The following is a 25,380-nucleotide window of genomic DNA, read 5'->3' as shown; positions in this document are numbered from 1 at the left end:
CATTGCCGCCGCCGAGCATGGACATCGCACCGAACAAGCCTAGAGAAGGGATCGTCACCGCATGTCCGCACCCACCGTCCCCGGTTTCGACTACGACCGCGTTCCGGTCGCCGAGGATGTCGCGTTGTCCGTCGCGCACGCCGGCTCCGGTACTCCGATCGTGCTGTTGCACGGCTTCCCGCAGACGCATCTGATGTGGCGTCACGTCGCACCGGCGCTGGCCCGCGACCACACCGTGCTGTGCCCGGACCTGCGCGGCTACGGCGACAGCGATAAACCGATCGCCGCCGATTCCGGCACCTATGCCAAACGCACGATGGCCTCCGATGTGATCGCGCTGGCCGACCACTTCCGATTCGATCGGTTCGCGCTGGCCGGACACGACCGCGGCGCCCTGGTGGCGATTCGCGCCGGACTCGACCGTCCCGATCGGATCTCCCATCTCGCGGTGCTGGATGTGCTGCCGACATCGGATATGTGGGAGGTCCTGCACGGCCACACCGCCGCGGTCGCCTTCCACCTCTATCTGATGGCCCAGCCGCCCGGGCTGCCCGAGCGCATGATCCGCGCGAGCGCCGACGACTTCTTCGGCCATTTCCTCGACGCCTGGTGCCTGCGCCCCGACGCGATTCCCGACGACGTCCGCCGGGAGTACCTGCGCGCGTGTGCCGGCGCGGTGGATTCGATCGTCGCCGACTACCGCGCCTCGGCCACCGTCGATCTCGACCACGACCGGGCCGACCGCGCCGCCGGACACCGACTCACCATGCCGGTCACCGTGATTCAGCAGGATTGGGGCGCCGAACTCGGCTACGACGCGGCCGCGGTATGGCGCGAATGGGCCACCGACCTCGACCACCGCACCCTCGCGCTGGGACATTTCATGGCCGAGGAGGCGCCGGACGAGGTGGTCGATGTGATCACCGATCTCCTGCGGCGCTGAGCGACACGCCGGGCATATCCCGGCCGATGAAGGCCGGCAGTTGCCGACGACGGAACCGCCGGCCTTTCTCGGCGCGGGCGAGCTGCCGTCGCCGAGAACTGAAACCCCTGCACCACAGCGGGTTTCACCGCCACCTGACCTGTTCCCCCGCGTAGCGATGCGCACGTGCCATAGAGGGCACGTACAGTGCGCGGTATCGGACGAGCGCAGGCGAGGGGGCCGTAGAGGTGAGCAGCGACAGCCGGGCCGACGAGATACGCAGCGGCGGTGAACCGAACGCGCACAGCGGCGCGACCGCGATTGCGCCCACCGACGCCGATGTCGATACCGCTCTGGATTTCGAGACGCACACCGGTGCGGTGACGATGGCCGACGAACGCATCGGCGTCAACGACGCGGTCGCGGCCGTCCTCACCCGCTGGATCGGATCGATGCCCGCGCTGTATCTGGTGCTCATCGGGTTCAGCGCCTGGATGGCGCTGGCGACCTGGGGGCCGCTGCGCCCGGTGGACCCGTATCCGTTCCCGTTCCTGCTGTTCGTCGACAATGTCGCACAGCTGATCCTGTGCCTGGTGATCCTGGTGGGCCAGCGGGTGCTCAGCGCCGCCGCCGACCGCCGGTCGGTGCAGACCTACGAGAACACCGAGGCGATCTTCGCCCAGGTCGCGGATCTGCAGGCACATCTGGACCACCACGACCGCGCGCTCAGCCGGGGCCTGAGCCTGCTCGAGTCGACACCGCATCCGTGGATCGAACGGCATCGGGTGCAGCCGCCGCCGCAGGCCGCCGACCAGGCGGTCAGCACCAACGACCGGATCGCGGTGTGGCTGACCGAGCGACTGGGCAGCGTGTGGGGCTTCTATCTCGCGCTCGGCTCGCAGATTCTGTGGGTTGTGCTGGCGCAGGCGGGAATTCAGCGGGTGGACCCGTACCCGTTCGCCTTCATGGCGTTTCTGTCCACGCTCGCGCAACTGGTGTTCATGATCGTGATCATGGTGGGCCAGGACGTGCTCGGGCGCACCGGTGACCGCCGTTCCGAGCAGACTTTCCTCGACGCGCAGGCGGTCCTGCACGAATGCCGGCGGATGAAGGCCCGGCTCACCGCACAGGACCGTGTCATCGACAGTCTCACCGGATACGTCACCGACCGGGTCAGCGAACAACTCGGGCGGGCGCTGCACGAAACCAGCGAACGGGTCGACCACCAGGCCCGCGCCCACACCGTCATGACCACCGGTGAGGCGCCGGCCGACGCCGCCGCCCTGCGCCACTGGAACGAACTCAGCGACCAGGACCGCCGCACCTACCGGCTGCAGGCCCGCGGTATCGGCGAAGATCTGGCCGCGATCGGCTGCTTCATGGTGCCCGCCTTCGATCCGGCCTTCGCGGTCACCTTCGACGACGACGAGATCGGGCTGCTCGCGCGGCTGGACTACGAACGCCGGATCGCGGATCGGCGCGCTCTGCTCGGCGGAGCCGCCCATCCCGATCCCGACGACGCCGAACCGCTGCCGTGGCCGGAGCTGCCCCGGTCCGCGCGGATCCGCTACCTGCAGGCGGCCCGGCGCATCCCGGTCATGGTCTCGGGTGCCGGCTTCCAGGTGTTGCGCAGCACCCCGCCCCGGGTCCGCGACGCCGCCCGCGCCCACCTGACGTAAGGTCGCGATCCATGAGCGAGGATCTGTTGGGTAAGGGTGCGCTGGTCAGCGGCGCGAGCCGCGGTATCGGGTACGCGGTGGCGGCGGAGCTGCTGCGGCGTGGGGCGAACGTGCTGATCACCGCCCGCAAACCGGAACCGCTGGCCGAGGCGGCCGACCGGCTGCGCGCGCTCGGCCATCCGGGAAAAGTCGTTGCGCTGGCGGGCAATTCGGGTGACGAGGCGGCGCGCGCCGAGCAGGTGGACACCGCCGTCGCCGAATTCGGATCCCTGGACATCCTGATCAACAACACCGGCATCAACCCCGTCTACGGGTCGTTGATGGAGGCCGATCTCGGCGCGGTGCGCAAGATCTTCGACGTCAATGTGGTCGCGGCGCTGGGCTATGTGCAGCAGGCCTATCGGGCCTGGATGGGCGAGCACGGCGGCGCGGTGGTGAACCTCGCGAGTGTGGCCGGCATCCGCTCGACGGGTGTGATCGCCGCCTACGGCGCGTCCAAGGCGGCCCTCATCCGGCTCACCGAGGAACTGGCCTGGCAGCTGGGTCCGTCGATCCGGGTGAACGCCGTCGCGCCGGGCGTGGTCAAGACGAAATTCGCCGACGCCCTGGTCACCGACAACGAGGAGGCGGTGGCCGCGACCTATCCGCTGCGGCGCCTGGGCACGCCCGAGGATGTGGCCGCGCTGGTCGGATTCCTCGTCTCCGATCAGGCGGCATGGATCACCGGCGAGGTGGTGCGGGTCGACGGCGGCCTGCTCGCGACCGGCGGCATCTGAACCGGGCGACCGCACACCCCGTCAGCGGAAGGCGAGGGCGCCGAGGATGTCGTCGTGCCGGTACTTCAGGTACTTCTTCACGGTGCCCTCGTCCACCGAGCTGGTCGCGGTGGCGAAGGTGACGACGAGGAACTGCTTCTCGGCGTCGTCCTTCCACTTGCCGGTCGTGAAGTTCGAGATGTAGGTGCCGGGCCGCAGTTTCAGGTCGTCGTCGGTATACGCGCCGGGTGCGGTCGCGGCGGTGTCACTGCTCGACATCCCCATGATGAACTGGGTCAGCATCAGCGAACCGCCCTCGGCCTTGTACACCATCTCCGCGGCGTACCGGCAGCCCAGCGACGTGAGCTTGCCCCCGACCTCGATATCGGCGCAGCTGGGATGGTCGCGGCCCTCGACCCAGTCGGCGTGCAGTTCCACATCGCCGGCCTTGAAGTTCCAGTCGTGCCCGTATTCCTGATAGCTCAGGTGGCCGGACGTGTCGGGACTCGCACTGGTGGTAGGGGCCGCGGTGGTCGTCCGGGCGTCGGTGGTGGCGGGGACGAGCGCGGGCGTGCTGGTTCCGCCGGCCCGGTCGTCGCCGCCGGAGTCGCGAGTCGCGACCACCACGATGCCGCCGGCGATCACCAGCAGCGCGATCACGCCGAAGACGATGCCGACGACGAGCCCGTTGTTGTTCTTCGGCGGTGGCGGAGTCGGATAGCCGCCGGGAGCGGGCTGCCCCCAATGAGGCGCGGGCATCTGCTGATCCCACGCCGGCGTCTCCCACCCGCTCGGTGCCGCGTCCCAGCCCGAGCCGGGCTGGTTCGGGTCGCGCCCCCACCCCGAGTCGTGGGGTTGTTGCGGGCCGTAGCCGTACGGCCCGGATCCGGGGGGATACGTCATCTGCTGCCACCTTCCGCGTCCCGGGGCAGCGCCCTCCGCGGTTGTGGTCCCCCCGGGCATCGTGGGTCGACCCTACCGGACCCGACACACCCGCTGTGATGCGACGGCCGGTCACACCGCGTCCGTCCGATCTGCTGCAATGGCGGCATGAGTGCCGATCTCATCGTCTGCGGGCTCGGCCCGTCCGGGCGGGCGCTGGCGCATCGCGCGGCCGTCCGCGGACTCGCCGTGACCGCGATCGATCCGCATCCGTGGCGCCGGTGGCCCGCGACCTACGGCACGTGGGCCGACGAATTGCCGGACTGGCTACCGGCCCGGGTCGTGGCCGCGACGATCGAGCGGCCGCTCGCCCGGGGTATCCGCGAGGTCGAAATCGCCCGTACCTATCAGGTTTTCGATACCGCGGCGCTGCAGGACGCGCTGGACCTGTCCGGCGTGCGGGTGATCGCCGACCGGGTCCTGGACATCGAGCGGCCCGACCGCGTGCGGCTGGCCTCGGGCCGGACACCGACCGCGCAGCGCGTGGTCGACGCCCGCGGCCTGGCCCGCGACGTGCGACGAGCCGAGCAGACCGCCTACGGCGTTGTGCTGCACCGTGATCGCGAACCGGCCGTCTTCATGGACTGGTCCCGGGACAACGGCACCGAGGCCGATGAACCGGCGTCGTTCCTGTACACGATCCCGCTGGGCGGCGGCCGGGTGCTGTTCGAGGAGACCTGCCTGGCCGGACGGCCGGCGATCGGCCAAGGCGAGCTGCGGCGCCGGCTGGAACACCGATTACGCTGCCGGGGGATCGAATTCGGCGCGGACGCACCGATCGAACGGGTGCGCTTCCCGGTCGAGGGCGGCCGGGCCCGCGACGGCGTCTTCGGGGCGGCGGGTGGACTGCTGCATCCTGCGACCGGATACAGCGTCGGCGCCGCACTCGCCGCCGCCGACACCGTGGCCGCCGGGCAGAGCCTGTGGCCGGTCCCGGCACGCCTGGTGTACGCCCTGCGCCGGGCCGGCCTGCGGGCGCTGCTCGCGCTGCCGCCCGAGGAACTCCCGGTCTTCTTCGACGCCTTCTTCGCCTTGCCCCCGGACCTGCAACGCGCCTACCTGTCCGGGCGCACCGATCTGCGCGGCACCGCCGCCGCCATGACCGCGCTGTTCCGGGAACTTCCGTGGCCGCTGCGCCGGATCCTGGCCGCGGCCGCCGCGCCGGGTGCCGGTCGCGGCCGCGCGGGCGGGCCCGCTGTTCAGCCGTGATCGAAGACCAGCGCGGTGGTGTTGTCGGTGGCACCCGCCGTGATCGCCGCCTCGACCAGGGCGTCCGCGGCGGTCGACGCGGAGTCGGCGTCGGCGAGGATCTGCTTGATCTCGGTCATCGGCAAGGTCTTGTGCACCCCGTCCGTGCTCAGCAGCCAGCGCCCGGCGCCGGTGCCGGTGATGCCGTGGCCCACCGCCTCCGGCTGCACGGTCCGCGCCGAGGTCGTCACCATATGGTGCATCCGGGGCGCGACGGTGATGCCGCGCGCGTTCATCATCTCGGCAACGGTGTGATCGCTGGTGATCTGATGCAGCACCCGCCCGTTCCAGTGATAGGCCCGGCAGTCGCCGACCCAGGCGATATCACAGGGGCCGTCGATACGGTCCGGTGTCGGGCACACGGCCACGACCACCACGCTGTCGGCGGAGGGCTCGGGGAATTCGCGCAGCAATTGTTGTCGGGCGGCAAGGATTCCGGCGGCCGCACTGCCACCGACAGCCACCCGCGCCGCGACCTGCGCCACGGTGCGCGCCGCCCGCGCGGCCAGCAGATGATCGCCGATGCCGTCGGCGACGGCGAAGGCGCTGCGCCCGACCGCGGAGTCGATATAACCCGACACCGCGTCGGCATTCAGCGACCGGCCGCCACGCCGGCTGACCGAATGCGCTGTGATTCCCGTGAGCCGCATCAACTCACGCCGTGTGATTGCCGTCGTCACCGCTGTGTGCACGGCCGACCTCCTCGACTGCCCCTGCCGACTGCGGTTCCGCTCGTTCGCGCCGACGATCGCCTGGACCGCGACCGGCTCCGAAACTGCCCTGAACAGAACTCGCCTGCTCAGACTATGTCAGCTGGGACCGTGCTCAACCTGTGAAAAGGGGCACGAGTTCATTACAGGCCGCCGTCCAGCGCGCATTCTGGGCGTCCATCGGCCACGTTCGGCACCCGAAATGCCCGGACCGCCCGTTCTCGGACGCTCGGACGTGCGTGTCCGTGACCGGTGCGACGCCGCCCCTTCGCCCGGCCGTGACCTGCGGTGTGCGGTGGGTCGCGGTCATCTCGGCTCGGCCGGGCCCGCCACCGTCGCGGTCAGCGCGCGGATCTCGCGCACCAGGTGATCCAGCGGGGTGCCGGTCGGAAACACCGCCGCCGCGCCCGCCTCGAGGAGTTTCGGCACATCGGCCTGCGGGATGGTGCCGCCGACCACGACCGCGATATCCGCGGCGTCGGCGGCGCGCAATCCCTCCACCACCTTGGTGGTGAGTCCGAGGTGCGCGCCCGACAGAATGCTCAGCCCCACCACCGCCACATCCTCGGCCACCGCGATGGACACGATCTCCTCGACGCGGCGGCGGATGCCGGTGTAGACGACCTCGAAACCGGCGTCGCGCAGTGTGCGCGCGACGATCTTCGCACCACGATCGTGGCCGTCCAGGCCCGGTTTGGCGACCAGTACGCGCGCGGGCATCAGAACACCACCGGCTGCCGGAATTCGCCCCACACCGATTTCAGCGCGGCGGTCATCTCCCCCACCGTGCAGTAGGCGTTGGCGCAGTCGATGAGCCGATGCATCAGATTCTCGTCTCCCTCGGCGGCGCGCGACAGCGCCGACAGCGTGGTGGCGACCGCGCCGGAATCCCGGTCCGCCTTGACCTTGGCCAGTCGCTTCAATTGCAGATCCCTTCCCGCGGCATCCAATTCGTAGGTGCCGATCTCGGGTGCGGGTTCGTCGGAGGTGAATCGGTTGACCCCGACGATCGGGCGCGCGCCGGATTCGATGTCCTGGTGGGCGCGGTAGGCCTCGTCGGCGATCAGGCCCTGCAGATAGCCGTCCTCGATGCAGCGGACCATGCCGCCGTGCGCGTCGAGATCGGCCATGATCTCGACGATCCGCTCCTCGGTCGCATCGGTGAGCGCCTCGACGAAATAGGACCCGCCCAGTGGATCGGCCACCCGCGTGACACCGGTCTCGTAGGCCAGGATCTGCTGGGTGCGCAGCGCCAGTGTCGCCGACTCCTCGCTGGGCAGCGCGAACGGTTCGTCCCAGGCGGCGGTGAACATCGACTGCACCCCGCCCAGGACCGAGGCCATCGCCTCGTAGGCCACGCGCACCAGATTGTTCTGCGCCTGGGGCGCGTAGAGCGAGGCGCCGCCGGAGACGCAGCCGAACCGGAACATCGACGCGCGATCGGTCGTCGCGCCGTAGCGCTCCCGCACCAGCGTGGCCCACCGCCGCCGTCCGGCACGGTATTTCGCGATCTCCTCGAAGAAGTCGCCGTGGGTGTAGAAGAAGAACGAGATCTGCGGCGCGAAGTCGTCGATACTCATGCGGCCGCGTTCGACGACGGTATCGCAATAGGTGACTCCGTCGGCGAGGGTGAACGCCATCTCCTGCACCGCGGTCGCGCCCGCGTCGCGAAAGTGCGCGCCCGCCACCGAGATCGCGTTGAACCGCGGCACCTCGGCGGCACAGAATTCGATCGTGTCGGCGATCAACCGCAGGGAGGGCTGCGCCGGCCAGATCCAAGTGCCCCGCGACGCGTACTCCTTGAGGATGTCGTTCTGGATGGTGCCGGTGAGTTTTTCGCGGGCGACGCCCTGGCGTTCGGCGGCGGCCACGTAGAACGCCAGCAGGATCGCGGCGGTGCCGTTGATGGTGAAGCTCGTGCTGATCTTGTCCAGCGGAATCGAGTCGAACAGGATCTCGGCGTCGGCGAGGGTGTCCACCGCCACGCCGACCCGGCCGATCTCCTCGCTCACCTCGGGATCGTCGGAGTCGTAACCACATTGGGTCGGCAGGTCCAGCGCGACCGAGAGTCCGGTGCCGCCCTGATCGAGCAGATAGCGGTAGCGGCGATTGGATTCCTCGGCGGTGCCGAACCCCGAGTACTGCCGGAAGGTCCACAGCCGCCCGCGGTAGCCGGTGCCGAAATTGCCTCGGGTGAAGGGATATTCGCCCGGCGGGGGCGGTTCGGCGACACGATCGCCCGGGCCGTAGACCGGGGCGAGCGGGATGCCGGAGGAGGTCTGGACGTCGTCGTTCATCCTTGAATACGTTACTTGCAAAAAAAGAGAATGCCAATACCATCAAAGGCGAACGACTGACTTCGAGGAGCGTCATGCCCGCATATCCGTTGGCCGGCCGCACCATGGTCGTCTCCGGCGCAAGCCGCGGGATCGGCCTCGCCATCGCCGTCGCCGCGGCCGCCCGGGGCGCGAATATCGTGCTGCTGGCCAAGACCGCGCAACCGCATCCGAAACTGCCGGGCACCGTGCACACCGCCGTGGCCGAGATCGAGGCCGCGGGCGGGAAGGCCGTCGCGGTGGTGGGCGATGTGCGGCGCGAGGAGGATGTGCGGCGCGCGGCGCAGACCGCGGTCGACCGCTTCGGCGGCATCGATATCTGCGTCAACAACGCCAGTGCGATCGCGGTGGAGCCGACCGACTCACTTCCGGCCAAACGCTTCGACCTGATGCAGGAGATCAACGTGCGCGGCACCTTCCTGCTCACCCAGGCCTGCCTGCCGGCGCTGCGCGAGGCACCCGAGGCCCATGTGCTGACCATCTCGCCGCCACTGAACCTCAGCCCTCGCTGGCTGGGCGCGCATCCCGCCTACACCCAGTCCAAATACGCGATGACGCTGTTGTCGCTCGGCTGGGCCACCGAATTCGCCGAGGCGGCGATCGGGGTGAACTGCCTGTGGCCGCAGACCTACATCGCGACCTCGGCGGTGGCGAATATGGCCGACGGGTCCGACCTGCTCGCCTCGGCGCGCGATCCGCGCATCATGGGCGATGCCGCCGCCGAAATCCTTTCCCGGCCCGCGAAATACACCACCGGCAACTGCTACATCGACGCCGAGGTGCTCATCGAATCCGGAGTCCGCGACCTGTCGGGCTACGGCGGCGGCGAGCGGCCGATCCCGGACCTGTTCCTGGACTGACCGCACGACATACGCGAATCCCTTGCCGCACAACTCAACTCGTGACCCGGAGGTACTGATGCAGCCGCCCGTCGATATCGCGGTCCGCCAGATACTGGACTACTTCGGCACCTGCCCGCGCTGTGGCTACGCCGCGGAGGCGGTGCGCACCGTTCGCACCTTCGCCGACCATCGCCGCGAGATCGAGATCACCGCCAGCTGCGGCCTGCCCTGCGGCTGGTACGGCGCGGCGCCGCTGACCACCATGACCGGTGCGCACGCGGGGGCCCGGTCGTGACCGGCACGATCGAACCGACCGCCGCCACGGACGGCGCGCACATCGGCCACTGGATCGACGGCGGCCTCCGGCCCGGCGTCGCCGCGCGCACCGCCCCGGTGACCGATCCCGCCACCGGACGGGTCACGGGCGCGGTCGCCATGGCCGGGCCCGAGGAGGTCCGCGCCGCCGTCGAGTCCGCGGCGGCCGCCTTCCCGGGCTGGCGCGACACCTCGCTGACCCGGCGCACCTCGATCGTATTCCGCTTCCGCGAACTGCTCAACGCCCGCAAATCCGAACTGGCCGGACTGATCACCGCCGAACACGGCAAGGTGTTCTCCGATGCCCTCGGTGAGGTCTCGCGCGGTCAGGAAGTGGTCGAATTCGCCTGCGGAATACCGCATCTGGTGGAAGGCGGGTTCACGCAGAACGTCTCCACCGGCGTGGACGCGTACTCGGTGCGAGCCCCGCTCGGTCCGGTCGCGATCATCTCGCCGTTCAACTTCCCGGCCATGGTGCCGATGTGGTTCTTCCCGCTGGCGGTCGCCACCGGCAATACCGTCGTGCTCAAACCCAGTGAGAAGGATCCGTCCGCAGCGCTGTGGCTGGCGAAGCTGTGGGAGGAGGCGGGACTGCCGCCCGGCGTCTTCAACGTCGTGCAGGGCGACAAGGAGGCCGTGGACGCGCTGTTGACCGAACCGGCGATCAAGGCCGTCTCCTTCGTGGGCTCCACTCCGATCGCCGAGTACGTCTACGCCACCGCCACCGCGACCGGCAAGCGGGTCCAGGCCCTCGGCGGCGCCAAGAACCATGCGGTGATCCTTCCCGACGCCGATCTGGACCTGGCCGCGGACGCGCTGGTCAATGCCGGATACGGGTCGGCCGGAGAACGCTGCATGGCCATCTCGGTGGCCGTCGCGGTCGGCGATATCGCCGACGAGCTGGTAGCCCGGGTGGCCGAGCGCACTCGAGGCCTGCGCCTCGGCGACGGGCACGGTGAGGCCGATATGGGACCGCTGGTCACCCGCGCGCACCGCGACAAGGTGGCCACCGCCGTCGATACCGCCGAGGCCGAGGGCGCCCGCATCGTCGTCGACGGCCGCGGCGCGATCGGCACCGCCGACGCCGATATCGATGTGTCCCAGGGCTTCTGGCTCGGACCGACGCTGCTCGACCACGTGACCCCGGAGATGGCCGCCTATCGCGAGGAGATCTTCGGCCCGGTCCTCGCGGTGGTGCGAGTCGACGGATACGAGCAGGCCCTCGAGCTGATCAACGGCAACCCCTACGGCAACGGCACCGCGATCTTCACCAACGACGGCGGCGCGGCCCGGCGCTTCCAGTACGAGGTCGAGGTGGGGATGGTCGGCATCAACGTCCCCATTCCGGTTCCCATGGCCTACTACAGTTTCGGCGGCTGGAAGAGCTCGCTGTTCGGTGACACGCACGCGCACGGCGTACAGGGTGTGCACTTCTTCACCCGCACCAAGGCCGTGACCAGCCGGTGGCTCGATCCGAGCCACGGCGGGCTGAATCTGGGCTTCCCGCGCAACGACTGACCACCCGGACGGCACGCGCTCCGGGCCGCGTCGTACGGGTCGCGAAGATCGGTCACACTGAGCAGATGCCACGATCACAGTCCACCGCGCCGGTTCCCGCTCGCGCCGACAGCGTGCGGCGGACCGAGATCCTGCGCGCGGCCGCGGAACTGTTCGCCTCCGCGGGGTACGCCGGGACGAATGTGAAGGACGTCGCCGATGCCTGCGGCATCCTGCCCGGCAGTCTCTACCACCACTTCGAATCGAAGGAAGCGATCGCGGTCGAACTGCTCGAGCGTTACCACGCGGCGCTGGATGCCGTGGCCCGGTCGGCGCAGCCGCCGTCGGCGATCACCGGCGCCGACCGGGCCTTCGACGTTGTGAACGGCTACGCCACCGCCCTCGCCGCCTGCGCGCTGGAACACCGCGCGGCACTGCAGTTGTCGATCTACGAACCGCACACCGGCGCCGGCACCGCGCTCGTCGCGCTCGCCGCCGACCCACCCTCCGCACCGACGACAGCCATGCGCGCCCTGCTCGACGCCGCGGCCGATCACGGCTACCTCACCGCGGCCGTGGACCGTTCCGTGCTGGCCGAACAGCTGTGCCAGACCATGTTGCACATCGGCCTGTCGGTCCTGCATCGCGAGAATTCCGCCGACCGCGTCGCCACGGTGGTGTGCCGCCTGCTGCTCGACGGCCTGCCCGCCGTGCCGGCCTCGCCCGCCGCGCTCGATCGCTCCGCGGCCCTGCGCGCCGCGCGCGAGAGCATCGCCACCTGGGCGAATCCCGACGACACCGGCGACGACGACCGCACCGCCCGGCTGCGCGCGGTGGCACGCGCGGAGTTCGCCCGCCGCGGTTACGAGGCGACCACCATGCGCGATATCGCCACCGCCGCCGGAATGGGCGCAGGCAGCGTGTACCGGACCGTGGAATCGAAACAGGCGCTGCTGGATTCGATCATGGGGTCCTTCCACGACGAGATTTCGCGCGCCTACGCAGCGGTGGTCGGCACCGACAGCTCCGCCGTCGCCAAACTCGACGCGCTGACCTGGATCAATCTCAACGCCCTGTGGCGTTTCGACCTCGAGTTCGCGATCCAGCGCGCGTGGTTCCGGTCCACTCCCCCCGACACCAGCGACGTGATCGAGGTCCTGCGCCGTCGCGCACGTCAGATCGCGACCATCGTCGACCAGGGCCGAGCCGACGGCGAGATCACCATCGAGGGCATCACCAAGAGCCGGCTGTCGGCGTGTGTGCGCGACCTGATCTGGATGCCCCCGCCGGTGGTCGCGCGCGTGGGAATCGATGCGGCACACGCACATTCCCGCGCGACTCTGCTGTGCGGCGCCACTCGCACCGCCCCCGCCGCCTGACCGCCGGACGGCGGCCCTTGTGCGCCGGGCGGGTTTCGACGTACAGTTGCGGAACAAATATTTGGTTCGCGCATTCGCTCCGGCGAACGCGCACCGGTCCGTCCGCCGCACAGCCTTTCGGGCACTCTCCCCGACCGCCGGGCCGACGGCAGCCCGCGAACGCATTCGAATTCCCGCAACGGAGCCCGCATGACCGACCATCCCGAGCCGGACCGTTCCGCCTCGCCGAGACCGAATCCCGCAGCTGCGCGGCATTTCCCGCAGGAGGGCCGATGATCACTCTCCCCGACGGCAGCACCAGCCCGCTGATCGATGCGAGCGTGCACATCTTCTTCCAGGGCAACCCCGAACTGCGCACCTGGCTGCGCGAGCCGTACAGCGCTCGCGGCTATCCGGATGTCGAGATGGACTGGTACGGCGCGCCCGGCGGTGAATACGCCCCGGGCACCGTCCTGTCCGAGGGCGGATATCCCGGCTCCGAGCCCGATGCCGTGGGGCAGGTGCTCTTCGGCGAGCGCGGAACCGACATCGCCGTCCTGCATCCGATGACCCGCGGCATCATGCCCGACCGCCATCTGGGGACCGCGATCGCGAGCGCGCACAACGAGATGATGATCTCGCGCTGGCTGGACTCCGGCACCTACGCCGACCGCTACCGAGGCACGCTGCGGGTGAATCCGGAGGACATCTCCGGCGCGGTCCGCGAGATCGAACGCTGGGGCTCCCATCCGCGCGTCGTGCAGATCGGCATTCCGCTGCAGTCGCGCGAACTCTACGGAAAGCCACAGTTCTGGCCCCTGTGGGAGGCCGCGGCGGCCGCGCGGCTGCCGGTCGCGGTGCATATCGAATCCGGTTCGGGCGTGGCCTATCCGCCCACCCCGTCCGGACATCCGCGCACCTACGAGCAGTACCTCGGCTTCATGGCGCTGAATTATCTGTACCACCAGATGAACATGATCGCCGAGGGCGTGTTCGAACGCTTTCCCGATCTGCGCTTCGTGTGGGCCGACGGCGCGGCCGACCTGCTCACCCCGATGATGTGGCGGATGGACACCTTCGGCCGTCCGCACCTCGAGCAGACGCCGTGGGCGCCGCGCATGCCCAGCGACTATCTCCCCGGCTCGATCTACTTCGTCCAGGGCCGGCTCGACGGGCCCGGCGATGTCGAATTCGCCGGAGACTGGCTGGAATTCACCGGCAAGGACGACATGGTGATGTTCGGCTCGAGCTATCCGCACTGGCAACTCGACGATCCGGCGCGGCTGCCGTCGGCGCTCACTTCCGCCCAGCGCGAGAAGCTGCTGTGGCGCAATGCCGCCGGACTGTACGGCATCGACATTCCCGCCGCGGCGACGACGCGGTAACCGGTATCGGAATCGAAAGGGATACCCATGACGCAGGCGAATACCGAGGTACGCGAACGGATTCCGAGCACCGATCGGGTCGCGGTCCGGGTGGTCGACTCCGACGTCCACCCGGTGCCCCGGCCGGGACGGCTCGCCGAACTCTACCCGGAGCCGTTCCGCAGCAAGTATTTCCTCAACCGCCACGTCGGCAGCACCATCTTCTACGACGCCCCCGACTTCGCCTACGCCTACGCGATGCGGGTGGACGCCTTCACACCCGACGGCGGTTTCCCGGGTAGCGATCCCGACACGCTGTTCCGGCAGCTCATCATGGGCGCCGGCTCCGATATCGCCATCCTCGAGCCGGGCCTGCACCAGGCACGGCTGCCGGAGGCGACCTCGGCGGCCGCGGCGGCGGTCAACACCTGGCTGGATCAGGACTGGCTCGACGGTCACAACAACTGGCATCAGCGCTATCGCGGTTCCATCAGCGCCGCGGCCGAGGACCCGGCCGGCGCGGTCCGCGAAATCGAGAAATGGGCCGGACATCCGTATATGGCGCAGATCCTCATTCGCGCCGAACCGCGGCCGGCGTGGGGCGATCCGATGTACGACCCGGTGTGGGCGGCCGCGGTGAAGCACGACCTGCCGGTGGCCTGCCACCTCTCCCGCGGGAATTTCGAGATGCTGCCGATGCCGCCGGTGGGATATCCCAGCTACAACCACGATTTCATGGTCACCTACTCGCTACTGGCGATGAATCAGGTGATGAGCCTGATCTTCGACGGCGTCTTCGACCGCTTCCCGGCGTTGCGGATCATCCTGGTCGAGCATGCGTTCACCTGGATCCTGCCGCTGATGTGGCGGATGGACGCGATCTACGAGGCGCGCAAAGCATGGGTCGAGATCAAGCGCAAGCCGTCGGAGTACGTCAAGGAGCACATCAAGTTCACCACCCAGCCCCTGGACTATCCCGAGGACAAGACGGAATTGACCCGGGCGCTGGAATGGATGGAGGCGGACAGGATTCTGTTGTTCTCCTCGGACTATCCGCACTGGACCTTCGACGATCCGCGCTGGCTGGTCAAACATCTGCCCGAGCACACCCGCGAGCCGGTGATGTTCGGCAACGGGCTGAAAACCTACGCCAACCTGCCCGATACCGTGCCGGTATTGCCCGGGCAAGTGCGGGTGTTCTGAGATGAGCGACGATCTCGCGGCCACGCCGCGGCTGCCGCAGGGGCGTGAGCACGCCGTCGCCACCGTCGACGAAATTCCGCCCGGTACACATAAACTCGTGCCGATCGGCCGCCACGGGGTCGGCGTCTACAACGTCGACGGCACCTTCTACGCCATCGCCAATTACTGTCCGCACGAGGGCGGCCCGCTGTGTTCGGGCCGCACCCGGGGACTGACCGCGGTCGACGAATCGGTTCCCGGTGACGCGGTCAGCGTGCGCGGCGGCGAATACATCTACTGCCCGTGGCACCAGTGGGGATTCGAATTGGCCACCGGCACCACCGCGGTGAAACCGGAATGGAGTATCCGCACCTATCCCGTGCGGGTGGTCGGCAACGACGTTCTGGTCACGGCCTGATGGGTCAGCGCCCGGAGGCGGCAACGAAGTGTCACCACGTAGGGCGCCCCATCAGGCGACGAATAGCGCAGCTCGATCCGACACAGACGAGGAGGTCTGTCCATGCCGATCGCCGAAATCCGCGGTGGTGAGGTCTATTACGAAGTTCTGGGAGAGTCCGGTCCGCTGATCGTGCTCACTCCCGGTGGCCGGTTCAGCATCGAAATTCCGGGGTTGCGGCCGCTGGCCGAGGCCCTGGTCGCCGGTGGCCACCGGGTCCTGCTGTGGGACCGGCCCAACTGCGGCCGCAGTGAGGTCGCGTTCTGGGGTCCCACGGAATCGCATATGCGCGCCGAGGTGCTGCACGATCTGCTCGTGCATCTGGACACGGGTCCGGTGATCATCGCCGGCGGCTCCGGCGGTGCGCGGGATTCCATTCTGACGGCGATGCTGTATCCGGAGATCGCGACGAAGCTGATCGTGTGGAATATCGTCGGCGGCAACTACGGCTTGATCGCGCTCGGTTCGCATTACATCATTCCCAACATCACCGCGGCGAAGATCAAGGGCATCGAGGGCCTGATCGAACTGCCGGAATGGCAGGAACGCATCCAGGACAATCCGAAGAACAAGGACCGGCTGCTGGCTCTCGACGCCGAGGAATTCCAGGCGCAGATGTTGCGCTGGCTCGACGCCTATGTTCCGAAACCAGGTCAGACGATTCCCGGGGTGACCGATTACGAGTTCTCGAAGCTGAGGATTCCCACGCTCATCATCCGGGGAGGTGAGCACGATATCGACCACCCCAAGCGGACGTCGATGGAAGTGCACTGCCTGATCGAGGGTTCGGTCCTGATCGATCCGCCGTGGCCCGAGGACGCCTGGCAGCAGGGTCAGAAGGCGCGCGCCCGGGGCGAGGGGAACATCTTCGACACCTGGGTGCTGGCCGCGCCGGCGATCCTGGACTTCGTGCGGCAGTAGCGGTGGAAATCGGCGAATCGCGGTGGGCCGGTGAGCCTCTCGCAGGCGGCTCACCGCCGTGCTCACCTGGTGACGATGACCACCTCCGAGTTGGTCGCCGCCTCGAGCGCGGTCTGGATCCGGCTCTCCGGGATGCGCTCCAGATCGGTGCGCGCCAGGCGGACGGTGAGGGTGTCGAAGCCGGCCGCGTCGCAGCTGCGATCGATCTCTCCGGTGATGCCGAATCCGGCGAGGACACCGTGGGCGTCGTCGTCGGTCCCCCGGCTGACGAAGGTGACCGCCCCGGGCCGGACGGCGGAGCCGAAGATATCGGCACACATTCCCACCGCGTGTTCGCGCACGGCGGCCGTGTCGTCACCGTCGATCAGCACCTGGATTTCGCGGCGGCGTGCGGGAAGCCGATCGATATCGGGTGCGGTCACCGATATTCCGGATTTCGCAGCGCGAGAGATGAGCGCGGATATCTTCTTCCCGAATTCCGCGGGCGGCAGTTCCCCGGCGGGATCCACATCGACACGAATTACTGCGGTACGCATGCCGCCGATTGTAGGCACAGCCATTTCCGCGCCGACAGTTTTCGGCGGCGGACGATATTCCGAAGGACGGATCGATGGATGCGATCGCGAATCCGATAGTCAGCGCACCACCGGGGACCGCGCCGCGAATCACCGGCGGCGAGGGCACCGAGTCGGCGGCGGCGTACCGGGCGAGCGGCGGGTACGCGCCGATCGAGGATCCGGCGCGGCTGCTCGCCGAGGTCGTCGAGTCGGGCCTGCGCGGGCGCGGCGGCGCGGGCTTCCCGCTGGGCACGAAACTGCTGTCGGTACAGCGGCATTGCGATGCCGGAGTGCGGCCGGTGGTCGTCGCCAACGGAGAGGAGGGCGAACCGGCCTCGGGGAAGGACCGCTGGTTGCTGCGCCGGCGCCCCCATCTGGTGCTGGACGGATTACGAGCCGCCGCGACGATTCTCGCCGCCGATCGCGCGGTGCTGTACGTCTCCGACGACCGGGCCGCCGAATCGGTCGCCGGCGCGCTTGCCGAGACCGATCCCGCCGAGCTCGCGGTGCCGATGGAGATCGTCACCGTCGCCGCCGGATATGTGGCCGGGGAGGAGACGGCGGCGGTCCGTGCGATCGACGGCGGGCCCGCCACACCCACCGACAAGCCGCCCCGTCCGTATGCGGCCGGCGTCGGTGGACGCCCCACACTGGTCAGCAACGTGGAAACTCTCGCCCAGCTGGCATGGATTCACCGCTTCGGCGCGGCGGCCTTCCGTGCCGTGGGCACCGCGGACTCGCCGGGGACCTTCCTGGCCACCGTGACCGGGGGCGGGCGCGAACCGGCGATCTACGAACTGCCGCACGGGTTTTCGTTCCGCGCCCTGCTCGAGTTGCACGGCGTCGCCGCGGACCGCGTGCACGGCGCGCTGCTCGGCGGCTATTTCAACGGCCTCACCAACAGCCGCATCCTCGACGCCCGGCTCGATCACGAGACGTTGCGGGCGCTGGGGACGGGACTGGGCTGCGGCGCCGTCGCACTGCTCACGCCCGACGACTGCCCGGTCGCGGTGGCGGCGGCGGTGCTGGACTATTTCGACCGCGAGAACGCCGGTCAGTGCGGCTCGTGTTTCAACGGCACCGCGGCGATGAGCGCGGTCGCCTCCGCACTGCGCGACGGGGTCGCCGAGGCCGCCGATCTGGATCGGCTGCGCCGCTGGGCGACCGTGCTGCGCGGCCGCGGCGCCTGCGGCACCCTCGACGCGGCGACGAATGCGGCCCGGACCCTGCTCGACGAATTCCCGGATGCGGTGGCGCGCCACCGCGGCGGCGGCTGCGCGATCTGCGCGGCCACGCCGTTCGCCGCCGTCCGCCCCTTCGATGTGGAAGCGGTGACCTCGCTGTGAAGATCCGACTCGATCGCACCGTCTGCGACGGCTTCGGCACCTGCGCCAAACACGCGCCGAAGTACTTTTCGCTCGACGACTGGGGCTACGCGTCGCTGGAAGGTGACGGTGTCGTCGCACCCGCCGATCGCGACGGCGTGCACCGGGCACTGCTGGACTGCCCGGTGCACGCCATCACCGAAATCGACAGCGCGACCGAATAATTCGCGCCGTCAGCGCCAGGGCAGGCAGCCGGCGCTGCGCAGCCGCGAGGCCAATCCGCCGTCGATGCCCACCGGGCCACCGAATCCGCCGGCGCTCAGCGTGGGAACCAGCTGCGCGCCGAGTCCGGCGCCGATCGAACATCCGAGGAGATTGATATCCACGGTGATGATCTCCTTGGGCGGGTTGAGCCCCGAATCGTCATCGGCCGCAGCGACGCCGGCCCCCGCGACCGCGGCGACGGTCAACGCCGTGGCGGCGAGACCGGTGGTGATGATGCGCACGTATCCTCCTTCTGCGCCGATGTGGCGCAGGTCGTTTTCCGACGGCAAACAACAACGACGGCCTGCCGGAACCAGGCCGGCGAGGCCGAAACATAGTGTTGACCGCCGCCGAATCCGGCAAACCACACCCGACGGATACAGCGGGCCGGCTCGGCGAGGAACCGGTCCTAGGCCCGCGCGGTCGCGCCGCGGGCCGAACCGCGGTTCAGCACCCGATCCGCGGCTTCCCAGTGCGCATCCGAAACCCACAGCCGGGCAAAGGCTTCCACCGCCTCGGGCGGGGTGGCGCCGGAGACCACGCGCTTGATCGGCGCCGAGGCCGGATGGGCCAGCGCGGTCGCCAGTGACCGCCACTCCCGCTCGAAATCCGCCCGCGGCACCACCCGATCGACCAGGCCGTACTGCTGCGCCTCCGCGGCGGACAGTAGGGACCCGGTGCCGGCCAGCAGCAGTGCGCGGCTGCGCCCGACCAGCTTCGCGAGCCGTTCGGCTCCGCCCCAGGCGGGCATGATCGCGAGCGCCACCTGGTTGAACCCGATGGTGATGTCGTCGGCGGCGATCCGGATATCGGCGGCCACCGCGAATTCCGCACCGCCGCCGAGGGCGTGACCGTTGAGCGCCGCGACCACCGGAGCCGGGAACGCGGCCAGCCGATCGCAGATGCCGCGCATCCGCCAGGCCATCTGCGCGGCACCCTCCTCGGTGCGAATCGCGGCCAGTTGCTTGAGATCTCCGCCGGAGACGAACGCGCGCTCGCCCGCACCGCGCACGACCAGCACCTGGGCGCCGGCCGCGGCGTCGATCGCGGCATCGAGCTGATCCATCGTCTCGGGCGCGATGGCGTTGCGCGCCTGCGGACGGTTGATGGTCAGTACCGCGATCCCGCCGTCCACCTCGAGGTCGACCATCACACGTTCTCCGTTCTGGATATGTTGCTTCTCCGAATCTGAGAATATCATCTCCGTATTCGGGTCCGGTCCCGCCGGCCTTCCCATTCGTCGGGCATTGGAGCTCAGCCATGCGAAAGATCCCGCAGCAGTTGATCGATCGGTACGAGTCGCGCGGATGGTGGACGCGCGAAACCATGGGCGAGATGCTGACGCGGGGCCTGGCCGGGGCACCCGAGGTCCCGTTCCGGGTTCATTCCCAGCTGCGTCCCTGGTCGGGCACGGTGCGCGAGGTCGAGCACCTCGCCCGCCGGCTCGCCGCCGGATTGCGCCGCCGCGGTGTGGGCCCCGGCGATGTGGTCGCCTTCCAGCTACCCAACTGGATGGAGGCCGCGGCCACCTTCTGGGCCGCCTCCTTCCTCGGGGCCACGATGGTGCCGATCGTGCACTTCTACGGCCGCAAGGAAATCGGTTACATCCTCGACGCGGTGCGTCCGAAGGTGTTCGTCACCGCGGAACGCTTCGGCGCCATGGAATTTCAGCCCGATCTGTGCGCGCAGGTGCCGATCGTCGGCGTGGTGGGCCGCGACTTCGACTCCCTGCTCGACGAAGAGCCGATGCCCGGAATCGTCACGGTCGCACCGGACTCCCCCGCGCTGATCGCCTTCACCTCGGGCACCACCCGCGACCCGAAGGGCGTGGTCCACAGCCATCGCACCCTCGGGTTCGAAACGCGCCAGCTCAGTGCGCATTACCCGCCCGATCTGGGCGCCCAGCTCACGGCCGCACCGGTCGGCCATTTCATCGGCATGGTCAACGCCCTGCTCATCCCGGTGCTCGACGGGACGGAGATCAACCTCGTGGATGTGTGGGATCCCGGCCGGGTGCTGGCCCTGATGTCGGAATTCGGCGCCACCGTGGCGGGCGGGGTGCCCTATTACCTCACCAGCCTGCTCGACCATCCGTCGTTCACCGACGCGCATCTGCGGCAGATGAAATACGCGGGGCTGGGCGGGAGTTCGGTGCCGGCCGCGGTGACCACCCGGCTCACCGAACTCGGCATCATCGCCTACCGCGCCTACGGCAGCACCGAACATCCGTCCATCTCCGGCTCCGACTGCACGGATCCTCAGGACAAACGCCTCTACACCGACGGCTGCCCGCTGCCGGGGGTGGAGATCCGGCTCTCCGACGACGGCGAGATCTTCAGTCGCGGACCGGATCTGTGCCTGGGCTACACGGATCCGGAGTTGACCGCGGCCGCCTTCGACGACGAGGGCTGGTACCGCACCGGCGATGTCGGGCGGCTGGACGAGGACGGCTATCTCACCATCACCGACCGCACCACCGATCTGATCATCCGCGGCGGCGAGAACATCAGCGCGGTCGAGGTGGAAGACGTGCTGCACCGCATGCCCGCGGTCGCCGAAGCCGTCGTGGTCGCCGCGCCCGATGCGCGGCTCATCGAACATGCCGCCGCGGTGGTCCGGCTGCGGTCCGGCAGCACCACCCCGACCCTGGCCGACGTGCAGGCGCATCTGGCCGAGGCCGGCCTGGCCAAGCAGAAGTGGCCCGAGGAATTGCACATCGTCGACGACTTCCCCCGCACCCCGAGCGGCAAGGTCCAGAAATACCGCGTGCGCGCCGCCGTGGCCGGGCAGGACGTTGCCACGCGCAAAAACTGAGAATATGATTCTCATAACGAACAAAGGAGACTCTTATGACGAAGATCGAGCTGCCGTACCAGCTCTTCGACGCCGATAACCACCTGTACGAAACCAAAGAGGCCCTCACCCGGTACCTGCCGAAGGAGTTCGAGGGCGCCATCCAGTACGTGGAACTCAACGGCCGCACCAAGATCGCGGTCCTCGGCCAGATCAGCGAGTACATCCCCAATCCCACCTTCGAGGTGGTCGCGCGGCCCGGCGCGATGGAGGAGTACTTCAAGAACGGCAATCCCGAGGGTAAGAGCCGCCGGGAGATCTTCGGTAAGCCGATGCGCTCGATTCCCGCGTTCCACGAGCCCGGCCCGCGCCTCGAGCTCATGAACGAGCTACAGCTCGACCGCACGCTGATGTTCCCGACCCTGGCCAGCCTCATCGAGGAGCGCATGCGCCATCACCCCGATCTCATTCACGCCGTGGTGCATTCGCTCAACCAGTGGCTGCTCGAGGAGTGGGGTTTCAACTACAAGGACCGCATCTTCACGGTGCCGGTGGTGAGCCTGCCGATCGTGGATAAGGCGATCGAGGAGCTCGACTGGTGTGTCGAACACGGCGCCAAGGCGATTCTGGTGCGCCCGGCTCCGGTGCCGGGTCTGCGCGGGCCGCGCTCGTTCGCCCTGCCGGAATTCGACCCGTTCTGGAAGCGCGTGGTCGAGCACGACGTGCTGGTGACGATGCACTCCTCCGACAGCGGCTATTCGCGGTTCAACGCCGAATGGGAGGGCAGCAACCTCGAGATGCTGCCGTTCAAGACCAACACCTTCCGGATGACCACCGAATGGCGCCCGATCCAGGACGCCGTCGCCTCGTGGGTGTGCCACGGCGCGCTGTTCCGCCACCCCGAGCTGAAGGTGGCCGTCATCGAGAACGGTGCCTCCTGGCTGGCCCCGCTGCTCGAGAATCTGCACGATGTGTACAAGAAGGCGCCGGAGGGCTTCGGCTTCCAGGATCCGGTCGAGGCGGTCAAGCGCAGCATCCACGTCAGCCCGTTCTGGGAAGAGGATCTGCAGGCCATCGCCGATCTGATCGGGGTGGAGAACGTGCTGTTCGGCTCGGACTACCCGCACCCGGAGGGCCTGGCCGAACCGGCCCGCTACATCAACGAGATCAAAGATATGCCGCTGGCCAACCAGGAGAAGATCATGGGCGGCAACCTGGCGAGGTTGCTGAAGGTATGAGCGGTGCGGCCCGCGGTATGAGCTGGGAGAACATCCCGCAGATGGTCGCCTCCTCGGCCGATCGCTTCGGTGACGCCGAGGCGGTCGTCGACGGCGATCTGCGGCTGAGCTACACCGAACTCGTCGAGCGGGTGCGCCGGGCCGCGGGCGCCTTCGCGGAGGCCGGGGTGGGCAAGGGCGACCGGGTGGCGATCTGGGCGCCCAATTCCGCGGCCTGGATCGTGGCCGCCTTCGGCCTGCTCACCGCGGGCGGCGTGCTGGTTCCGGTCAACACCCGGTTCCAGGCGGCGGAGGCGGCGGATGTGATCGGCCGCAGCGGAGCGAAACTGCTGCTGGTACAGCAGGGCTTCCTGGGGCGAGAACTGCGCGGGCCCGACGGCGTGCCGGTGATCGACCTCGCCTCCGATTTCCTGTCCAGCGGTTCACCTTTCGAACGCGAGGTGGCCGGGACCGACATCTCCGACATCATCTACACCTCGGGCACCACCGGCCGCCCCAAGGGCGTGATGATGAACCATCGCCAGAATCTGCGGCTGTACACCGAATGGTGTGAGCTGGCGGATCTGCGCGTAGGTGACCGCTACCTGGCGGTGAATCCCTTCTTCCACACCTTCGGCTACAAGGCCGGCGTGCTGGCCTCGTTCATCCGTGGCGCCACCATCCTGCCGGTGCCGGTGTTCGATGTGGACCGCGTCTGCGAACTCGTTGCGCGCGAACGGATCACGATGCTGCCCGGCCCGCCCACGCTGTACCACTCGCTGCTCGGGGCGCGCGGGCGCTACGACCTGTCGTCGCTGCGGTCCGCGGTCACCGGGGCGGCCGACATCCCGGTGGAACTGATCCGCCGGGTGAAGACCGAACTCCCGTTCCGCTCGATCATGACCGGATACGGGCTCACCGAGGCGGGTACCGCGACCGCCTCACGCCCGGGGGACACCTTCGAGCAGATCGCGACGACCGCCGGAACCCCGTGCGACGGTGTGGAAGTCCGCATCGCCGCCGACAGCGAGGTGCTGCTGCGCGGCTACACCGTCATGCAGGGCTATCTCGACGATCCCGCGGCCACCGCGGAGGCGATCGACCCCGAGGGCTGGCTGCACACCGGCGACCTCGGCGCCGTGGACGAGGGCGGCCGCTTGCGCATCATCGGACGGAAGAAGGACATGTTCATCGTCGGCGGCTTCAACGCCTATCCCGCGGAGATCGAAGGCGTGCTGCTGCAGCATCCGGCGGTGGTGCAGGCGGCGGTGATCGGCGTGCCCGACGAGCGCATGGGCCAGGTGGGCAAGGCGTTCGTCGTCGCGGGCGCGCCGCTGACCGAGGCCGAGCTCATCGCCTGGAGCCGCGAGAACATGGCCGGATACAAGGTGCCGCGTGCCGTGGTGTTCCTCGACGAACTACCGCTCAACGCGACCGGAAAGGTGATGAAAGACCAGCTGCGGTAACCCGTTTCACACGCGCCGCCCCCGGACCCGGACGCCCCGGGGAGCCGGCGCGGGCCGCCGCAGCGCCGAGCGCACGGGAATCTGTCCGGCCTGTTCCGGTTCCCGTGCGCGCATCCGGTTGCCCGCGAGCATTCGCGGCCTCACAGAACGGCGGTGACGATGACCACCAGCGCTGCTGACGCAGACCTGCGATTCGCCGACCTGAGCTTGGACCGCGACGGAAGGCCGCAACGGCCGCTCACCGTCGTCGACCTGGACGGACTGCGGCGCTCGAGTCCCGAACAGATCGCCGATATCGCCGGCTCGATCGCCACCGGCGCGGCACTCACCGTCGCCGTCGCCGGTGATCCGGTGCCGGCGCGGTTGCATCCGATTCTCGAGGCGGCGACCGTCTCGGTGAGCGAATTGCCGCTGCGGGACCGGCGCGTGGTCACGGTGACCGATTGCGCCGCCGCGGTGGAGATACTCGCCGCCGCCGTCGATCACGCGCCCCGGGCGGCGCTGGCCTGCGGTCACCTGCTGCGGCAGACTCCCGCGCTGCCCACCCTCCCGGCGCTGGCCGCCGAAGCGGCGGTCTACTCGATGTTGCTGGGCGGCACGGAATTCCGCGATTGGCTCGGGGCTCGGGGGCCGGCCCGGACACCGGACGACGAATCCGGCGACCTGGTCCGGATCGACCGCGCGGGCGGTGAACTCGCCATCGTGCTGGATCGGCCGCGCCGCCGCAACGCGCTCAGCGCCCGCCTGCGCGAGGAACTGCTCGCGGCCGCGCAGGTCGCCGAGGCCGACCCGAGTATCACCTCGGTCCGGCTCGCGGGCGCGGGACCGGCCTTCTGCAGCGGCGGCGACCTCGACGAATTCGGTTGTGCGGCAGACCCGGTGGCCGCCTATCTGGTGCGCCTGGACCGGGCGCCGTGGCGGGTGCTGGACCGCCTGTCCGCCCGGTTGCGAATCGACACCCACGGCGCCTGTGTCGGCGCGGGCGCCGAGATCGCCGCGTTCGGCGGCATCGTCACCGCGGCGCCGGGGACCTGGTTCCGCTTCCCGGAGGTCGGTATGGGCCTGGTCCCGGGCGCGGGCGGCACGGTGAGCGTGCCGCGCCGGATCGGGCGCTGGCGGGCCGCCTGGGCGATGCTCACCGGCGCCACCATCGACGTCGACACCGCCCTGCGCTGGGGCCTGGTGGATCGCATCGAGCCCACCGGCGGGCCGTCGTAACGACGGCCGCGC

Annotated in this window: 24 protein-coding genes and 1 pseudogene; 18 read left to right on the top strand and 7 right to left on the bottom strand. The window is 69.2% G+C overall.

Annotated elements, in window-relative coordinates:
* The first annotated feature begins 61 nt into the window (after window positions 1-61).
* The 3 genes from NN2_RS14520 to NN2_RS14510 all read left to right on the top strand — a co-directional run bounded on the left by NN2_RS14520 (window position 62) and on the right by NN2_RS14510 (window position 3,377).
* Window positions 62-943 carry an alpha/beta fold hydrolase gene (locus NN2_RS14520; protein WP_063013939.1) on the top strand — a complete coding sequence of 294 codons (882 nt, stop codon included), beginning with the start codon at window positions 62-64 and terminating at the stop codon, window positions 941-943.
* Between the two features lie 227 nt (window positions 944-1,170).
* Window positions 1,171-2,601: a DUF1003 domain-containing protein gene (locus NN2_RS14515; protein ID WP_063013937.1), complete on the top strand. Its 1,431-nt coding sequence runs from the start codon at window positions 1,171-1,173 to the stop codon at window positions 2,599-2,601.
* A gap of 11 nt (window positions 2,602-2,612) precedes the next feature.
* Window positions 2,613-3,377 (top strand): SDR family oxidoreductase, encoded by a 765-nt coding sequence (locus NN2_RS14510; RefSeq protein WP_030514570.1) that lies wholly within the window; start codon window positions 2,613-2,615, stop codon window positions 3,375-3,377.
* A gap of 21 nt (window positions 3,378-3,398) precedes the next feature.
* On the opposite strand, the gene NN2_RS14505 is transcribed toward NN2_RS14510, so the two are convergent.
* Window positions 3,399-4,259 (bottom strand): hypothetical protein, encoded by an 861-nt coding sequence (locus NN2_RS14505; RefSeq protein ID WP_146098553.1) that lies wholly within the window; start codon window positions 4,257-4,259, stop codon window positions 3,399-3,401.
* Window positions 4,260-4,406: 147 nt separating this feature from the next.
* Between NN2_RS14505 and NN2_RS14500 the strand changes: the two genes are divergently transcribed.
* Window positions 4,407-5,507 (top strand): lycopene cyclase family protein, encoded by a 1,101-nt coding sequence (locus tag NN2_RS14500; RefSeq protein WP_063013933.1) that lies wholly within the window; start codon window positions 4,407-4,409, stop codon window positions 5,505-5,507.
* Here the strand turns inward: NN2_RS14500 and NN2_RS14495 are convergent.
* The 3 genes from NN2_RS14495 to NN2_RS14485 all read right to left on the bottom strand — a co-directional run bounded on the left by NN2_RS14495 (window position 5,498) and on the right by NN2_RS14485 (window position 8,553).
* A complete protein-coding gene (locus NN2_RS14495; protein ID WP_063013931.1) occupies window positions 5,498-6,238 on the bottom strand; it encodes a PP2C family protein-serine/threonine phosphatase in 741 nt (246 codons plus the stop codon). The two genes, NN2_RS14500 and NN2_RS14495, sit on opposite strands and share 10 nt — an antisense overlap.
* A gap of 324 nt (window positions 6,239-6,562) precedes the next feature.
* Entirely contained in the window at window positions 6,563-6,976 is a 414-nt protein-coding gene (locus tag NN2_RS14490) for a cobalamin-dependent protein (RefSeq protein ID WP_030514574.1), read from the bottom strand.
* Window positions 6,976-8,553, bottom strand: a complete 1,578-nt coding sequence (locus NN2_RS14485) for a methylmalonyl-CoA mutase family protein (RefSeq protein ID WP_063013928.1) — start codon at window positions 8,551-8,553, stop codon at window positions 6,976-6,978. The genes NN2_RS14490 and NN2_RS14485 overlap by 1 nt, the downstream gene beginning before the upstream one ends.
* Before the next feature lie 74 nt (window positions 8,554-8,627).
* On the opposite strand from NN2_RS14485, the gene NN2_RS14480 reads away from it, so the two are divergent.
* The 8 genes from NN2_RS14480 to NN2_RS14445 all read left to right on the top strand — a co-directional run bounded on the left by NN2_RS14480 (window position 8,628) and on the right by NN2_RS14445 (window position 16,528).
* Window positions 8,628-9,452: an SDR family oxidoreductase gene (locus NN2_RS14480; RefSeq protein ID WP_063013927.1), complete on the top strand. Its 825-nt coding sequence runs from the start codon at window positions 8,628-8,630 to the stop codon at window positions 9,450-9,452.
* 58 nt (window positions 9,453-9,510) lie between these two features.
* Window positions 9,511-9,729, top strand: coding sequence for a hypothetical protein (locus NN2_RS14475; protein ID WP_063013925.1), 219 nt, complete (start codon window positions 9,511-9,513; stop codon window positions 9,727-9,729).
* A 41-nt stretch (window positions 9,730-9,770) separates the two neighbouring features.
* Entirely contained in the window at window positions 9,771-11,267 is a 1,497-nt protein-coding gene (locus NN2_RS14470; RefSeq protein ID WP_063014007.1) for a CoA-acylating methylmalonate-semialdehyde dehydrogenase, read from the top strand.
* A gap of 65 nt (window positions 11,268-11,332) precedes the next feature.
* A complete protein-coding gene (locus NN2_RS14465; protein ID WP_063013923.1) occupies window positions 11,333-12,625 on the top strand; it encodes a TetR/AcrR family transcriptional regulator in 1,293 nt (430 codons plus the stop codon).
* 272 nt (window positions 12,626-12,897) lie between these two features.
* Window positions 12,898-13,989, top strand: coding sequence for an amidohydrolase family protein (locus NN2_RS14460; RefSeq protein ID WP_063013921.1), 1,092 nt, complete (start codon window positions 12,898-12,900; stop codon window positions 13,987-13,989).
* Window positions 13,990-14,016: 27 nt separating this feature from the next.
* Window positions 14,017-15,171, top strand: a complete 1,155-nt coding sequence (locus NN2_RS14455) for an amidohydrolase family protein (RefSeq protein WP_063013919.1) — start codon at window positions 14,017-14,019, stop codon at window positions 15,169-15,171.
* Between the two features lies 1 nt (window position 15,172).
* Window positions 15,173-15,568, top strand: a complete 396-nt coding sequence (locus NN2_RS14450; protein WP_030514582.1) for a Rieske (2Fe-2S) protein — start codon at window positions 15,173-15,175, stop codon at window positions 15,566-15,568.
* Window positions 15,569-15,670: 102 nt separating this feature from the next.
* On the top strand, window positions 15,671-16,528 hold the full coding sequence (locus tag NN2_RS14445) for an alpha/beta fold hydrolase (protein WP_063013913.1): 858 nt from the start codon (window positions 15,671-15,673) through the stop codon (window positions 16,526-16,528).
* Between the two features lie 62 nt (window positions 16,529-16,590).
* Here the strand turns inward: NN2_RS14445 and NN2_RS14440 are convergent, their stop codons facing one another.
* Window positions 16,591-17,064 (bottom strand): hypothetical protein, encoded by a 474-nt coding sequence (locus NN2_RS14440; protein ID WP_063013911.1) that lies wholly within the window; start codon window positions 17,062-17,064, stop codon window positions 16,591-16,593.
* Window positions 17,065-17,138: 74 nt separating this feature from the next.
* Here NN2_RS14440 and NN2_RS14435 point away from each other — a divergent pair, with 74 nt between their 5' ends.
* Both NN2_RS14435 and NN2_RS14430 read left to right on the top strand, forming a co-directional pair.
* A complete protein-coding gene (locus NN2_RS14435) occupies window positions 17,139-18,431 on the top strand; it encodes an NADH-ubiquinone oxidoreductase-F iron-sulfur binding region domain-containing protein (RefSeq protein ID WP_063013909.1) in 1,293 nt (430 codons plus the stop codon).
* Window positions 18,428-18,628 (top strand): annotated as a pseudogene (locus NN2_RS14430) (ferredoxin); the annotation flags it as partial. The gene NN2_RS14435 and the pseudogene NN2_RS14430, both read left to right, overlap by 4 nt.
* A 15-nt stretch (window positions 18,629-18,643) precedes the next feature.
* On the opposite strand, the gene NN2_RS14425 reads toward NN2_RS14430, so the two are convergent.
* Both NN2_RS14425 and NN2_RS14420 read right to left on the bottom strand, forming a co-directional pair.
* Complete coding sequence (locus NN2_RS14425) at window positions 18,644-18,916, bottom strand: hypothetical protein (RefSeq protein WP_063013907.1); 273 nt, start codon at window positions 18,914-18,916, stop codon at window positions 18,644-18,646.
* A 167-nt stretch (window positions 18,917-19,083) separates the two neighbouring features.
* Entirely contained in the window at window positions 19,084-19,824 is a 741-nt protein-coding gene (locus tag NN2_RS14420; RefSeq protein WP_063014005.1) for an enoyl-CoA hydratase/isomerase family protein, read from the bottom strand.
* Between the two features lie 110 nt (window positions 19,825-19,934).
* Here NN2_RS14420 and NN2_RS14415 point away from each other — a divergent pair, with 110 nt between their 5' ends.
* The 4 genes from NN2_RS14415 (at window position 19,935) to NN2_RS14400 (ending at window position 25,368) form a co-directional block, all read left to right on the top strand.
* A complete protein-coding gene (locus NN2_RS14415) occupies window positions 19,935-21,488 on the top strand; it encodes an AMP-binding protein (protein ID WP_063013905.1) in 1,554 nt (517 codons plus the stop codon).
* 35 nt (window positions 21,489-21,523) lie between these two features.
* Window positions 21,524-22,705: an amidohydrolase family protein gene (locus NN2_RS14410; protein ID WP_063013903.1), complete on the top strand. Its 1,182-nt coding sequence runs from the start codon at window positions 21,524-21,526 to the stop codon at window positions 22,703-22,705.
* A complete protein-coding gene (locus tag NN2_RS14405; protein WP_245658703.1) occupies window positions 22,702-24,150 on the top strand; it encodes a FadD3 family acyl-CoA ligase in 1,449 nt (482 codons plus the stop codon). The genes NN2_RS14410 and NN2_RS14405 overlap by 4 nt, the downstream gene beginning before the upstream one ends.
* A 159-nt stretch (window positions 24,151-24,309) precedes the next feature.
* A complete protein-coding gene (locus tag NN2_RS14400) occupies window positions 24,310-25,368 on the top strand; it encodes an enoyl-CoA hydratase/isomerase family protein (RefSeq protein WP_063014001.1) in 1,059 nt (352 codons plus the stop codon).
* Window positions 25,369-25,380 lie beyond the last annotated feature (12 nt).

Origin of the sequence: Nocardia nova NBRC 15556 (genome assembly GCF_001613005.1) — a bacterium.
GTDB lineage: Bacteria > Actinomycetota > Actinomycetes > Mycobacteriales > Mycobacteriaceae > Nocardia > Nocardia nova.
This window is presented reverse-complemented; position numbering and strand designations above follow the sequence as displayed.

What these genes read in the sequence shown, in the direction of transcription:
- NN2_RS14410 (WP_063013903.1), top strand. Translation starts at nt 21,524, where the DNA reads ATGACGAAGATCGAGCTGCCGTACCAGCTCTTCGACGCCGATAACCAC.
- NN2_RS14415 (WP_063013905.1), top strand. Translation starts at nt 19,935, where the DNA reads ATGCGAAAGATCCCGCAGCAGTTGATCGATCGGTACGAGTCGCGCGGA.
- NN2_RS14510 (WP_030514570.1), top strand. Translation starts at nt 2,613, where the DNA reads ATGAGCGAGGATCTGTTGGGTAAGGGTGCGCTGGTCAGCGGCGCGAGC.
- NN2_RS14435 (WP_063013909.1), top strand. Translation starts at nt 17,139, where the DNA reads ATGGATGCGATCGCGAATCCGATAGTCAGCGCACCACCGGGGACCGCG.
- NN2_RS14505 (WP_146098553.1), bottom strand. Translation starts at nt 4,259, where the DNA reads ATGACGTATCCCCCCGGATCCGGGCCGTACGGCTACGGCCCGCAACAA.
- NN2_RS14400 (WP_063014001.1), top strand. Translation starts at nt 24,310, where the DNA reads ATGACCACCAGCGCTGCTGACGCAGACCTGCGATTCGCCGACCTGAGC.
- NN2_RS14450 (WP_030514582.1), top strand. Translation starts at nt 15,173, where the DNA reads ATGAGCGACGATCTCGCGGCCACGCCGCGGCTGCCGCAGGGGCGTGAG.
- NN2_RS14500 (WP_063013933.1), top strand. Translation starts at nt 4,407, where the DNA reads ATGAGTGCCGATCTCATCGTCTGCGGGCTCGGCCCGTCCGGGCGGGCG.
- NN2_RS14465 (WP_063013923.1), top strand. Translation starts at nt 11,333, where the DNA reads ATGCCACGATCACAGTCCACCGCGCCGGTTCCCGCTCGCGCCGACAGC.
- NN2_RS14420 (WP_063014005.1), bottom strand. Translation starts at nt 19,824, where the DNA reads ATGGTCGACCTCGAGGTGGACGGCGGGATCGCGGTACTGACCATCAAC.
- NN2_RS14460 (WP_063013921.1), top strand. Translation starts at nt 12,898, where the DNA reads ATGATCACTCTCCCCGACGGCAGCACCAGCCCGCTGATCGATGCGAGC.
- NN2_RS14520 (WP_063013939.1), top strand. Translation starts at nt 62, where the DNA reads ATGTCCGCACCCACCGTCCCCGGTTTCGACTACGACCGCGTTCCGGTC.
- NN2_RS14490 (WP_030514574.1), bottom strand. Translation starts at nt 6,976, where the DNA reads ATGCCCGCGCGCGTACTGGTCGCCAAACCGGGCCTGGACGGCCACGAT.
- NN2_RS14455 (WP_063013919.1), top strand. Translation starts at nt 14,017, where the DNA reads ATGACGCAGGCGAATACCGAGGTACGCGAACGGATTCCGAGCACCGAT.
- NN2_RS14480 (WP_063013927.1), top strand. Translation starts at nt 8,628, where the DNA reads ATGCCCGCATATCCGTTGGCCGGCCGCACCATGGTCGTCTCCGGCGCA.
- NN2_RS14485 (WP_063013928.1), bottom strand. Translation starts at nt 8,553, where the DNA reads ATGAACGACGACGTCCAGACCTCCTCCGGCATCCCGCTCGCCCCGGTC.
- NN2_RS14440 (WP_063013911.1), bottom strand. Translation starts at nt 17,064, where the DNA reads ATGCGTACCGCAGTAATTCGTGTCGATGTGGATCCCGCCGGGGAACTG.
- NN2_RS14405 (WP_245658703.1), top strand. Translation starts at nt 22,702, where the DNA reads ATGAGCGGTGCGGCCCGCGGTATGAGCTGGGAGAACATCCCGCAGATG.
- NN2_RS14445 (WP_063013913.1), top strand. Translation starts at nt 15,671, where the DNA reads ATGCCGATCGCCGAAATCCGCGGTGGTGAGGTCTATTACGAAGTTCTG.
- NN2_RS14475 (WP_063013925.1), top strand. Translation starts at nt 9,511, where the DNA reads ATGCAGCCGCCCGTCGATATCGCGGTCCGCCAGATACTGGACTACTTC.